At 43.7% G+C, this 14219-nt stretch carries 7 protein-coding genes and 1 pseudogene; all 8 read right to left on the minus strand.

The features are described 5' to 3' along the window. Positions 1 to 22: 22 nt before the first annotated feature. The 8 genes and pseudogenes from EQY75_RS09415 to EQY75_RS09450 all read right to left on the minus strand — a co-directional run bounded on the left by EQY75_RS09415 (position 23) and on the right by EQY75_RS09450 (position 14183). Positions 23 to 1564 (minus strand): sugar porter family MFS transporter, encoded by a 1542-nt coding sequence (locus tag EQY75_RS09415; protein ID WP_129605320.1) that lies wholly within the window; start codon positions 1562 to 1564, stop codon positions 23 to 25. 148 nt (positions 1565 to 1712) lie between these two features. Continuing rightward, positions 1713 to 2603, minus strand: coding sequence for a glycoside hydrolase family 17 protein (locus tag EQY75_RS14245; RefSeq protein WP_129605322.1), 891 nt, complete (start codon positions 2601 to 2603; stop codon positions 1713 to 1715). A gap of 42 nt (positions 2604 to 2645) precedes the next feature. After that, entirely contained in the window at positions 2646 to 4211 is a 1566-nt protein-coding gene (locus EQY75_RS14250; protein ID WP_129605324.1) for an MFS transporter, read from the minus strand. 23 nt (positions 4212 to 4234) lie between these two features. Then, positions 4235 to 5717: pseudogene (locus tag EQY75_RS09430) on the minus strand (glycoside hydrolase family 30 protein). Between the two features lie 58 nt (positions 5718 to 5775). Next, a complete protein-coding gene (locus tag EQY75_RS09435) occupies positions 5776 to 7050 on the minus strand; it encodes a glycoside hydrolase family 17 protein (protein ID WP_129605326.1) in 1275 nt (424 codons plus the stop codon). Positions 7051 to 7112: 62 nt separating this feature from the next. After that, a complete protein-coding gene (locus EQY75_RS09440; RefSeq protein WP_129605328.1) occupies positions 7113 to 8840 on the minus strand; it encodes a glycoside hydrolase family 3 protein in 1728 nt (575 codons plus the stop codon). Between the two features lie 139 nt (positions 8841 to 8979). Continuing rightward, entirely contained in the window at positions 8980 to 13293 is a 4314-nt protein-coding gene (locus EQY75_RS14325) for a PKD domain-containing protein (RefSeq protein ID WP_129605330.1), read from the minus strand. Between the two features lie 14 nt (positions 13294 to 13307). Beyond that, a complete protein-coding gene (locus tag EQY75_RS09450) occupies positions 13308 to 14183 on the minus strand; it encodes a glycoside hydrolase family 16 protein (RefSeq protein WP_129605332.1) in 876 nt (291 codons plus the stop codon). Positions 14184 to 14219: the final 36 nt, after the last annotated feature.

The raw sequence follows: 14219 nt of genomic DNA on the forward strand, positions 1-14219 counted from the left end.
ATTTCGGATTCTCAAATGAGATCTAATTTCTAATCAGCAACTCTTCTACTTCTTCCAGTGTTCTGCCCTTAGTTTCAATTACAAATCTATAGACAAAGAGAATCGCACAAAAAGATAGAAGGGCATAGATCGCAAAGGTAGTCGTAGGTCCGAGATTGGACAATTCCCAGGGAAAGACCTGTGTTACCGTGAAACTAACCAGGGAGTTAAAAAATCCTACTACAGAAATTGCAATCCCTTTAATCTTACTCGGAAATATCTCCGAGATCAGTGTCCACATGACCGGACCCAGGGAAATGGCAAAGGAGGCCACATAGAGCAATATCGCTATGAGGACCAAAGTTGCATTGATCTGTATGAAATTCGTGATCTCATTCCTTTTAAAAACCAGGAATTTGTCTTCTTCCAGTCGTTGCTGTACCGCTTCAAAGAGTGCAGCCTGACTATCGTAACTACTTCCTTCCAAATCAGCCAAAGCAGATTTAACATCCTGATCACTAACTTTATTCAGCGTAGTTTCGTTAAAATCGTAAGTGGCACTATTGAAGGCATAGGTTGCCATCAAGAGGGCAATGGTCATACAAGTGGTTCCGATAAGCAACAAGGGTTTTCTTCCCAGTTTATCAATAAGCCATATGGCCACCAGAGTGAAAACCAAATTGGTGAGCCCAACCACGATTGCCTGTAAAAAAGAAGAATCGGTACTCCCACCTGCTTGCTCAAATATCGTAGGGGCGTAGTAGAAAATAGCGTTGATTCCTGTGATCTGCTGGAAAAATGCTATTCCGAGAGCAATGATCATGATCGTTGCGTACTTGCTGCTGAGAATATCCGCGAGCTTTCCTTTTTCTTCTTTCTTATCAACGCCTCGTTGAATCTCCTGAATAGTTAATTCTGCGTATTCCTCTCCTCCAATCTTAGCTAATATCTTTCGGGCCAATTCAATCTTATTCAACTTCTGTATAAGCCATCTGGGGCTTTTTGGAACGGTCCATAAACTGATAAAATAGATAAGTGCCGGAATTGCCTCAACTCCCAACATCCATCTCCAGCTTTCCCCTTCGATATTGATAAGAAAGTAATTGGAGAAATAGGCCACTGAGATCCCAATGACAATATTCAGTTGATTAAAAGAAACCAGGCTGCCCCTTAATTTGGGAGGGGCGATCTCGGCGATATAGATAGGCGCAATCAGGATAGCACCGCCAATCCCGATTCCACCAATTATTCTTGCGATTATAAACTCTGTATATCCCGTAGCGAGTGCAGACCAGCTCGCAGAAATGGTAAATAGAGCTGCTACGACTATCAGCGTGTTTTTCCTACCGAACTTGTCAGCCACCGGCCCGGCCATCAGGTTTCCGGCCATTGCCCCAAAAACCACACAGCCTACAGAGAACCCTAGCATCCATTCAGTCATCTCAAAATAAAGGGTAATTCCCTTTACTGCCCCAGAGATCACTGCGCTGTCAAATCCCAGAAGAAAACCGCCCAAAGCAACAATTAAGCTGATTAGGATAGTATAGGATTTATTCATCTTAACTACTGCGCTCGGCTGCTCCATGGTCTTCAATTATTGGTTAGTTTTTTGAAATGGCATTTCTAGGCGTTATTTTCAAATGATAGATAAATCGGATCAAATAATCCGTAGCAATCCCCATCTTTCTTGCAATGAAGGTCAGACTCTTGAGGTTATAGAGTTGCCAATGAACTCAGAATTTAAGTTTCTCATCTTTGTCCCAAAGACCCCAGAAGGCACCCACATCTCCTTCGGCTCCTACTTTCCAGGATTCATCAAAAGAGGAGAAATAAAAGACCTCAATATTATCTTCCTCAGCCCATTTCTGAGTATTCATAAAATACTTTAGGGCATTTTCGTAAGAGGGATATGCCCCTTCCAGATTCGTGCCCTGAAATGGCCATCCCGTTTCAGAAATGATGACCTTTTTTCCGTTCGCTGCTCTCAGAGCCCTCTGGTACATGTCTTTCATATACAACAAGGAATAATCAAGGTCACATCCCTCCCAGAACGGGTAGCAATTGGCGAGAACTATATCACATGCCTCGGTTATTCTCGGGCGTTCTGCAAATTCGTAGTAGGCGTCTACGTAACCCACCGGAATATCCTTAGGAATGGACTTCTTAACATGGTCCAGTTTTTCGAGCAACTCGTCTTCGGTAAGATCTCCCCTTAACATTACTTCATTTCCTACCGCTGCAATATCAACATATCCTTCATTGGCAAGTGTAATAAGGTTTTCTACTTCCTGGGCATTGATCTCAGGATCGTCTCCCAGCCAGGCGCCCACCATGGATTTAATCCCAAACTCGCGTGCAATCTTCGGAATGAGCTCATTGCCTTCCGTACAAGAGAATGATCTTATCCATTTCGTGTACGGCTGAATAATTTCCATCCTCCTTCTGATCTGATCTTCTCCGATCTGATCGCCCGGGTTTTGTCCTTCCATGTAAGGGCTAAAGCAAAGACCATGCATACCTGCATCCAGGACCTTTTTACAGAGTTTTTGAAGTTGCTTGGTAGTTTTTCCGTTATAATCAAGGGCAGCCAGTGCCAAATATTTCTCTTTTCTACTCGATGACATATCTTTTAATTCTTAAAAATCTATTTGTTTCTAATTAACCTGTTAAAGTTCTCCTCTGCGTTCTTCTAATTCAGCTTTAATTTCCCGTGCTTTTTGCTCTGTGAGATCATATTTCCACATTACCCATACAGCAAGGGCTGCAGTAAGTGAGGGAATTATTATATCAGCGATCCTGAGCCTGTTCATAGTTTCAAGGCTTTGTTCTGTAATATTGGGATCGAAGCCGACGATCTTTAAAATTAGTCCGCCCAAAACAAGTGCAATTGCCTGTCCCAGTTTTACCATCCACCAGTAGATGGCACCAAAGGTCCCTTCTTTCCGTGGCATCCCGTTCTCCAATTCATCCAAATCGCAAACATCTGCTGTCATCGACATCATAAGGGTAAATAGACCTCCCATACCAAAAGCAAAAAGTGGAATTGGCACAAAGATCAACCAAGGGATTTCACTCCCTGGATCAATACTAAACCAGGACATCCCAATGCTGTCTAAAAATGGATTCAAAGACTCGAAGATAGAACCTACCCCGGAAGTCATGCTACTACCCAACCATGTATCGTTAAACTTTTGGTTCAGTTCGATATCAAAACCCCACCATTTTAGCAAATAACCTACAATGGAGAGAATGGTGGATATGATAAAGGCCTTTTTCTTTCCCCATCTGTCAGACATTTTTGAAATAATAGGGATCACCAAAAAGGCGGTTATCATGGCATTTATGGTATTAAACCATGCAGGCCATGTACCTGCCAGCTCATAACTGCCGCTGTAAATATAAAACACAATAATGAACACCCCAAAGGCGGCTACAAGTTGAAATCCGTTAAAGACCAGGAACGTTGCTCCACATAACTTCATAAAGGGTTTGTTTTTGGAGACCTGTACTATTCCTGCGAACAGATCTTTCATATTTGAAGCAAGTGTTTTAAAATTTATTTCTTTTCTGTTCTTCATATTTGAGGAATCAATACCCCGGCAAAACAAGGCGGGCAGAATTCCAAAAACCACGCACATCACCCCCACAATCAGGGCCATGGTTCGGACACCCTCCGTTTGCGTATTAAAGGTGTCTGAATCAGGGATGATTACATATAACCACGGAACAATCATCCATGCAATCTGCCCCATACTATTGGCGAAACTCATCAATCTGGTCCTCTCATTATAGTCGGATGTCATTTCATATCCCAATCCAACCAGGGGAGTTGCGAACATTGTATTTCCCACAAGGAAAAGGATTTGCAGGACCATCACATGCCAGATAATATAAGATTGCGAAGCATTGTCGTCGAGCTGCCACATTAAAAAGAACAACACCCCACTGATTAAGGCACCCAGAAAAATATAGGGTCTTCTACGTCCCCATCTGGATTTGGTATTGTCTGATATGAAACCCATTATAGGGTCCGTAATGGCATCGAATATTCTGGGTAAACCTCCCAATAGTCCGGCCCATAGAGGATCAACTCCCCAAGCCGTCAGGAGAAAGAATTGAATAAAAACACCAAGGGTGCCCGGCAGGATATTTAAAATAAAATGACCGGCCCCGAAGGCGGCCTTTTGTCCAACAGGAACCCTGTCCTTCGCGGCAGTTTTTATAGTCGACATATGAATTGGTTTTAGTTAGTTTATTATTTTATAATAATCGTCTGTATCGCCTGAGCATCAATGCTAAGCATTTGAGTACTCTCCCCCAAGGAAAGTCCAAAATTCTTCGCTTCCATTCCCTGGTTTAATGCAACAACAACGATTGATCCGTCAGGATTCTTTGCAGCTGTGACCAAGAGGGTATCATCAGGATTTTCAAATCCAATGCGCATTGCTCCGGGCCTGATATATTTGCTGAAATGCTTAAGCGTATAATAGATGGGTGTAAAATAGACCTCATCTTTTTCCGGATCTACGATCACAGGAGCCACACACCAGTTCTCAAACCAGTTGGGACCGCCCTGAGTATCGAGCACCATATTCCAATCAATCCATCCGTCAACCCAATTGTTCATGCAACCAATGATATCACGTGCATAGCGATACACCGGGGCATATTTGGATGCAGGGGTTTGTCCTTTTCCGGAGCCCAATCCCACCCCCAGTCTGTAGCTTCCTTTGACCAATACCATTTATCGTCGCGCCATTTAGGCACTTCAGCATCTACGCAAGCCTCTGATTGTATCAGGTATTTATCAGGAGCTTTATTATGCGCATACTGCAGGGCTTTTGGAAAAACCTCATAAGTACTGGCATACCAATGTATAGCAGTCCCATCAAAATATTTAGAAGTCTCTTTATCCCTGAACATTTCGTCTACCCATTCTTCCAGATGTTCACGATTCTGATCGTAACCTAAGATCTTTACCTCATGGCCATCTTTCTCCAACTGCGGACCGAGGTGATCCTTTACAAACTGGGTCATCTCCTCGGGTGTAAAATGCATACTCTCCCAGTTGCTATCGTTTCCAAGAGGCTCGTTTTCAACAGTAAACCCCAGATATCTATTCCTTCTGCTTTGTAAGCCTCCAGGTATTTGGAGAAAAACAAGGCCCATGTGTCTTTGTATTCAGGTAATAATTTCCCGCCCCGCCAGTCGTTGTTGTCTTTCATCCACGGCGGTGCTGTCCAGGGTGATGCCAAAATTTTAAAACCATCCGTTGAGACGGCCATCGCCTCTTTGATAAATGGAATGATATCATCCCTGTCTTCCGCTATGGAAAAACTTTCAAGTTCCATATCTCCTTCTACAGGGGCATAGGAATAATTACTCAGGGAGAAGTCGCAGCTGTTCATATGAGTACGGGTAAGGGAGTATCTCGCTCCGTCATCTCCAAAATAAGCTTCGATAATTTTTTCTTTATTTTCCGGACTAAGAGCATTGAGTAGTGAAGCAGAAGCTTCTGTAAAAGAGCCGCCAAATCCGGTTATCTTCTGGAATTGTTGTTCTGGCAACAACTTGATCACCGAAGCTTCTTTTTCCACATTAAATTCGGTCACAGAACTCCAGTTTTTACCTGCAGCGGATGTTTCGTATACTTCAAGGTCTAACTTCTGTTCTACGGAACAAGAACTGATTAGCAAGCTAATGATCAAAATGTATTGTATTTGGTTAATCTGTTTCATTTAAATAGTGTTCAAATACTCAGAGAATCAGGCTGATTTTATGGCCTGTGCTTTATTTCTAATCTGCGGGAGGAGGAACTAAAACTTCCTCCATCATTTCCGATTCATTACCGTCAAATGTTTTGGTAATGGGATTACCATTTCTTGTTAGACCTTCAAAAACTCCCTGGTCCACTAAATCCCATAAAGCGTATTTCGCTTGTCCATCGACCTTTATCAGGCCAAAATGATTTTCTGATCCTTTTGAATTGTGTGCATCTTTCCAGGGCTCATCGAAGGCCTCAAAATAAAAACATGATATTCCCTCTGCATTAGTCCACTCTCTCATTTGTTGATAATATGCAGCTTCCTTGTATTCATCCGTGGCCATTGAACCTTTCGGGCCGTAATGTCCATCCGAAATAGTAGCCCAACCGGTTTCTCCGATATGAACGGGCTTATTTACCCCCAGGCTTTTCATGTAATCAGTTACTGCCTTGTACTGATTTTTTGCAAAGTCTACAGCACGAGCCATGGCAGCATCAATTTTATCCATATCGGATAGTTCAGCCTCTTCGGCCGGTACCCTCCAGAATTCAGGGTTGTAGTGGGTATTGTGATAAGGATAGGTATGCATAGAGATGTAATCCACGGCTTTGATCAGTTTTTCCAGATCCTCAGTATGATAGCTATCTTCCCCTCCGCCCCAGGAAGCAAAATCGTCAGAACTAGTGATCCAGAGATCCTTGGATAATTTACCTGACTTTTTTAAGTCCTGCAGGTGATTTACCCACTTTAGGATGACCGAGGGTTGAACATAATAACTTGTAGCCCATCTGATCATAGCCTCATTACCCACCGCCAGAACCTTGACGATTTCAGGATATTGATTGGCCAATTTGACCGCAGTTTCAATTTCCTTTGTATTTCTTTCGCTTTCTGCATTGTGATCCGGTTCCAATTCAGTGAAAGCATTCTTGCAATCGATCCACGCCCCGAGCATTACATACATTTCGAATTCAGGATCTTCTTTCTTCATATCCTCAATCGCCCTTAACAGGTTAGAAGCCTGAGCCAGATGCACATTATAAGTTCGAACAATCCTGACACCCATGGCATGCAAAATCTTCATGTCATCTTTAAGTTCATCCAGAGTGGGTTGATTGTCACGAGTATTGGTTCTGTATCCGCCATATGAGATGGCCAAATAATCCGGGTTTCCTAAAATTTCTTTAGCAGTCACGTTGTCTACGGTTTGGGGTTGTTCTGATTCTGTATTATTTTTTGTTTCCTTACAGGCCACACCCATCGCCAGGACAAGAATAGCAAGTGTATATTTTATTAAGGACCTCATGATATTAAATTAAGTTTTTATTCTGTCTGCTTTACTCTTGCTCATCGCCCACCAAATATCATTTAGTATTCCAGACCATGTCCAAAGGGAAAAAGAGGTGTAATGGAATCATCCCAAAAATTGGGGCCGTATTTTCCCCTGTAATCTTCCACAGCTGCAGGCCATGAATGGGGCAATTTACCTTTAAAATTATAATCTCCAAAAAGAACCTCAGCTATCCCATCTCCTTCAGAACCCGGCAACCAGGCAGCGACATAGGCATCAGCTTGTTCTATTTCCCCTGAAACGACCAATGGACGTCCCGAAATTAGCAATACTACGGTCTTTATTCCCTTTTTCGCATAAGTATTCAGATAACTTTTATGTTGTTCAGAAAGATATAACTGATAGGCATCAATTTCTCCTCCTATATCCCCGAACAATTCCGCATAAGGAGTTTCTCCTATCACAACTATGGCAACATCGGCATCATCGTGATTAGCTGTAGCATCAATATCATAAACCACTTCTCCCTTTGCCATCTTCTTGATTCCTTCCAAAATGGTGGTTGATCCCGTATAGTTTTCTGATGAACCCTGCCAGTGAATAGTCCAGCCTCCGGATTGTAATCCGGCATTGTTTGCATGTTCTCCAACAACCACGATCTTATTCAAAGATTTATCTAATGGTAGGGTATTGTCTTTGTTCTTTAGTAATACCAAGGATTCTCTCACCGCCTGTCTTGCCACATCCCTGTATTCAGAGCAACCAATTTTACCAATTAAAGTTGCATCTGGAAAAGGATTTTCAAACACCCCAAGGCGCAGTTTCTGACGCAATATTCTGCGAACTGCATCATCAATTCGCGTCTGCGATACCTGTCCGTTTTCCACGCCTGCTTTAAGACCTTCCCTAAACAAGTCGTAGTCACCATCTACTGCCATTACCATGTCTATCCCGGCATTGATGATCTCGTTTTCTCCAAAACGCGAATATCCTTTCCAGTCTGAAACAACGATACCATCGAATCCCATGGATTCTTTCAGAACTTCAGTTATCCAATATTTGTGGGCATGCATTGGTAATCCGGACATACTATTAAAAGAAGCCATTACGGCACCTACGCCTTCATCTACGGCTACCTTGTAGGGAGGCAAAAGACGGTCTTTAACTTCTTGAATACTCAATGAACAATCTCCACCTTCCACCCCATTATCAGTAGCACCATCTCCAATAAAGTGTTTGGCAGTTGCCATGATCGAATTTTTATTTAACTCGCTTCCCTGATGCCCTTTAACAGAAGCCCTTGTCAAAATTTCAGTTAATTCAGTACTTTCTGAAAACGCTTCATAGACCCTCCCCCACTTTTCATTGCATGGTATGGCTACACAAGGTGAAAACACCCAATTGAATCCTGTCGCTTTGGATTCAAGGGCGGTAATCTTAGCTGCTTTTTCTACAAGTTCTTTATTTTGAGTTGCGCCCAAACCAATATTATGAGGGAAAATTGTGGCTCCCTCATAGGTGTTCTGACCGTGTACCGCATCTACTCCAAAAAGCAGGGGGATACCCAGCCTTGATGACAAAGCTTTTTCTTGTAAGGATGTAAAAGCAGCCTGCCATTCTTTGGCGTCATTTCCTGGCAAAGGCCCTTCGGTGTGAATAATTGAGCCAATGGCTCCGCTAGAAATGGCATCTTCGGGGATCTCCTCAAAATGCCGGACCTGAGTCATCTGACCAATTTTCTCATCCAGGGTCATTTGATTTAACAGAGAATCAACCCTTTTTTCAATTTCTTGATCGGCAATCATTTAGTATTCCCTTAGTTGGTTTGTTGCGATTAAAAGGCGCAAAAACTTATGATCGAAAGAGCGACCTTTTGTAAATGGGGTGAAAATTAACCGGCCAACAGCAGAACATATATCTGCTGTTGACTGGTTTACTCCTTTTTTATGGATTAAGTGTTACACTAACATTATCAATGTTCGCTGATACGCTACATCCGGCATCTCCCCCACACACTGCTTCAATCAGGAAGGAGATTCCTTCCGATACATCTGTCCCACCGGGGATGGTAAAAGTACCGGTAAAAGTTGTCCAACTACCTGAAAGGGTTGGTGCTGGACTAAATACGTGTGTAAACGACGCTCCTGACGCTCCTTCTCCGAAGAGAATGACGTTGAAAACTGCTCCAGGCTGTACTACAGAACCTATATGGTCAAATTGTACCTGAACAACATCCGTAGCCGCAACAGTACCGGCACCTATTCTTTCCTGTTTTAGGGCTGGATTACTGGGTCCGCCTGTGGCAAGTCTTCCAGACCAGGTTCCTCCGTTGTTAATGGTATTATCGAAGGCAGCAGTACCCCCATTCTGAAATAGTAACCAGGGATTTGCAACTCCGGATTCAAAATCACCATCAGCAGCCAGATTACCACCTGCACCACCGCCGGTGGTTTCATTGCTGCACAACCTTACGTTGTCGAACTGTATCGTCCAGTCAGCGCTTCCGTCACCTGCTGTACCATTATCCATGATCAGGGTGATGGCCGTAACTGAGCCTATATTTCCGGCTACAGCACTGAAGTCATAGGTGATCGTCTCCCAGCCTGTTCCTGAGGTTGGAATGATCTGCTCTATATTCAGCCCTTCCAACTTGAACAATAACTGTCTTACCGCTTGGGAGGACACGTCAATGGAGAATACCCCGGCGTTGAAATCAATATCGGGATCCACTTCCATGGTAATACCTGCAAATACCTCGCCGGCATTCTTCACGTACTGGGCTACCTTCGCACTCGTGTTTACTGAAGTGTCGGGGTTGTCAATAATAGTACCAACACCACCTCCGAAGTTATTGAAGATGCTGTCATCAGCAGTCTCAAAATCGTTGACCAGATCGCCTCCGCAGTCTTCTAAGGAACCACCGCCGGTGGTTTCATTGCTGCACAACCTTACGTTGTCGAACTGTATCGTCCAGTCAGCGCTTCCGTCACCTGCTGTACCATTATCCATGATCAGGGTGATGGCCGTAACTGAGCCTATATTTCCGGCTACAGCACTGAAGTCATAGGTGATCGTCTCCCAGCCTGTTCCTGAGGTTGGAATGATCTGCTCTATATTCAGCCCTTCCAACTTGAACAATAACTGTCTTACCGCTTGGGAGGACACGTCAATGGAGAACACCCCGGCGTTGAAATCAATATCGGGATCCACTTCCATGGTAATACCTGCAAATACCTCGCCGGCATTCTTCACGTACTGGGCTACCTTCGCACTCGTGTTTACTGAAGTGTCGGGGTTGTCAATAATAGTACCAACACCACCTCCGAAGTTATTGAAGATGCTGTCATCAGCAGTCTCAAAATCGTTGACCAGATCGCCTCCGCAATCTTCTAAGGAACCACCGCCGGTGGTTTCATTGCTACACAACCTTACGTTGTCGAACTGTATCGTCCAGTCAGCGCTTCCGTCACCTGCTGTACCATTATCCATGATCAGCGTGATGGCCGTAACTGAGCCTATATTTCCGGCTACAGCACTGAAGTCATAGGTGATCGTCTCCCAGCCTGTTCCTGAGGTTGGAATGATCTGCTCTATATTCAGCCCTTCCAACTTGAACAATAACTGTCTTACCGCTTGGGAGGACACGTCAATGGAGAATACCCCGGCGTTGAAATCAATATCGGGATCCACTTCCATGGTAATACCTGCAAATACCTCGCCGGCATTCTTCACGTACTGGGCTACCTTCGCACTCGTGTTTACTGAAGTGTCGGGGTTGTCAATAATAGTACCAACACCACCTCCGAAGTTATTGAAGATGCTGTCATCAGCAGTCTCAAAATCGTTGACCAGATCGCCTCCGCAGTCTTCTAAGGAACCACCGCCGGTGGTTTCATTGCTGCACAACCTTACGTTGTCGAACTGTATCGTCCAGTCAGCGCTTCCGTCACCTGCTGTACCATTATCCATGATCAGGGTGATGGCCGTAACTGAGCCTATATTTCCGGCTACAGCACTGAAGTCATAGGTGATCGTCTCCCAGCCTGTTCCTGAGGTTGGAATGATCTGCTCTATATTCAGCCCTTCCAACTTGAACAATAACTGTCTTACCGCTTGGGAGGACACGTCAATGGAGAACACCCCGGCGTTGAAATCAATATCGGGATCCACTTCCATGGTAATACCTGCAAATACCTCGCCGGCATTCTTCACGTACTGGGCTACCTTCGCACTCGTGTTTACTGAAGTGTCGGGGTTGTCAATAATAGTACCAACACCACCTCCGAAGTTATTGAAGATGCTGTCATCAGCAGTCTCAAAATCGTTGACCAGATCGCCTCCGCAATCTTCTATGGAACCGCCGCCTCCGGAAGGTGCGTTTAAAGTTAGGTCATCAAAGTAATAGGTAGCTCCATTGTCAATGGGACTATCTGACTGATCATTATCCGGTTTTATAACCAATTGGTTGTAGGCCGTTGGAGCCGCCGGTAGGTTAGTAAATATGAATTCTACCTCTGTCCATTCATTGGCATTCGGCACGGTTGCATAAACCGGGGATGGATTTCCTATACTCCCGTCATTGGGATCGGCTAAAAGTTCAAATCTGAAAATCGCGTTGGCCTTAGTGGAATAAATTTTAATCTTGAAAACATTGTCGGTAGTCAAATCAAAATTACTCGCAAAGGTATTTTGTATTCCGGCAAAAAAGCTTGATCCTGTGGGCTTATCAACCTGCAGAACAAAGTCTGAAGTATTTATGCCCGTTTTAGATGGATTTTCTGTAAGCTCTGAGGTAATTCCATCTCCAAAATTCGCGGAAGACAAGAATGTTTCACAGCCTTCGAAATCTACAGGCAGAGCCGTAGCCGCAATAAGCGTTTCACTACAACCGTTAGTCCCTCCAGTATCTCCCCCACTATTGAGGGCGAAATCATCAATGTAATAAGTTGCACCGCTATCGGTGGTTATATCAAAGAACAATACGATTTTATCGTATTTACCACTTTCGGTGTCCGGGAAATCAAATGTAAGTTCTTCCCAGGCATTTCCTGTAGCCGTTACCGCACCAACTTCAGTGTTGATTCCGGCATCAGTTTTATCTTCCAACTTTAACAACACATTTGTGCCTGCTGCAGGTGCCCAGACTTTTAGTTTGAAACCATCATTTGTAGTGAAATCAAATTTGGAATCAAATTCTATCTGATTATTTGCAAAAGGAAGGGAGGCATCTCTTACGATCTCACCTACTTTACAGGACGGATTCACAGCGTTATCCGTATCCGGGTTGTCGATATATGAATACGCAGCTCCATCTTCAATAATAGCACTGCCCGGATCTGTCAGGAATGTCAGATTGAAATCTGATGCGTCGAGAGATTGTGCAGTTTCAGCAGTACAATCTCCGCCACCTCCGGCACCTTCTCCGTATATGGCAAAGTCGTCGATATAATAAGTAGCTCCGCTATCCGTGTTGATATCAAAGAACAATACAATTTTATCATACTTACCACTTTCAGTGTCCGGGAAATCAAATGTTAATTCTTCCCAGGCATTACCAGAAGCCGTAACTGCAGCTACTTCGGTGTTGATTCCCGAATCAGTCTTATCTTCCAGTTTCAATAGTACATTCGTTCCTGCAACAGGGGCCCAAACCTTGAGTTTGAAGCCAGAATTGGTTGTAAAATCGAATTTAGAATCAAACTCGATCTGGTTATTGGCAAAAGGCAGAGATGCATCTCTTACGATCTCACCTATTTTACAGGATTCATTTATAGCGTTGTCTGTGTCAGGGTTGTCAATTACTGAAAAAGCAGCACCATCCTCGACAATTGCACTTCCCGGATCGGTCTGGAAAGTAAGATTAAAATCTGCTGCATCCAGGGACTGACTGGTTTCTTCAGTACAATCACCGCCGCCGCCGCCAACTTGAGTAATGGTCACACTAACTTGATCCTGAGAACTATCTGATGCTCCGGCTAAATTAACGGCTCGTAGTGTAACCGTGTAAGTGCCAGATTCTGCGTAGGTCTTAATAGGATTAATTTCCGTGGATGTAGAACCATCCCCAAAATCCCATTGATAACTGTCAGCTTCTTCTGAAATATTTAGAAAAGTAACCGTTCCAGTATCCTCGTTAATTGTGTAGGTAAAGGCCGATGTCACATCAGGAAAGATATTGGTGACATCTTCGCATCCTAAATAGATTATTGCAAGGACAAAAGCCGCAATAACCCTGGTTTTGTTGAGTACGTGTTTCATAGTTCTTTTTTTAATTAGTTTAGTCCGTTATATTCATAAACCCTCACATAGTCTACCAGCATGGTTTGAGGGAATACTGTTTCCGCATCTGGTGATCCGACGAAAGTACCACCTACGGCTACGTTCATCAGGATGTAAAAATCGTTATCAAAGACCCAGTCTGAACCTTCGGGAAGGTCTTCCGGTGTAATCTGATTATACAATACATCATCGACGTAAAAATTCACATAATCCGGACCCCATTCTATCCCGTAAATATGGAAGCCCGTATCAAGCCGATCGTTTTCAAAAATATATTCTTTAGAAATCGCCTCCCCTGCTGAATAACCGGGACCGTGAAGACTTCCTATCAATTTTGTGGGTTCCTGCCCCCTCATTTCCATTATGTCTATCTCACCTATAAAAGGCCATATCTCAGAAGGTGTTTCTTCAACACCCAACATCCAGAATGCCGGCCAGATACCCTTACCATAGGGAGTTCTTATTCGGGCTTCGAAACGACCATATGTCTGTTCAAACCTACCTTTGGTTATAAGCCTGGCCGAAGTGTAGTTAGAACCCTCAAAAGATTCCTGCCTTGCGGTAATGACTAAAACACCATTGTTGATGGTTACGTTTTCAGGCCGGTCTGTATAGTATTGCAATTCATTATTTCCCCAACCGTTTTGTCCTGTTCCTATATCGTATCCCCATATTGAACTGTCCGGTGCTCCATCTACGTCAAATTCGTCCTGCATAGTCAGCTGATCAAAATTGACCACAGTCTGGGTATCGTCTGTTGCACAACCAGTGCCCACAAGGAGCAGACCGGATAGCATAAGACCGAAAAACGAACAGAATTTATTTCCGGAGTTTCGTAAATACCTATTTGGTATTATTTTATTTCTCATTTCTAATAGATTTATCTTATTCATTCTTTTTTCTTT

The organism is Muriicola soli (assembly GCF_004139715.1).
In the GTDB taxonomy this organism is placed as follows: Bacteria; Bacteroidota; Bacteroidia; order Flavobacteriales; family Flavobacteriaceae; genus Muriicola; species Muriicola soli.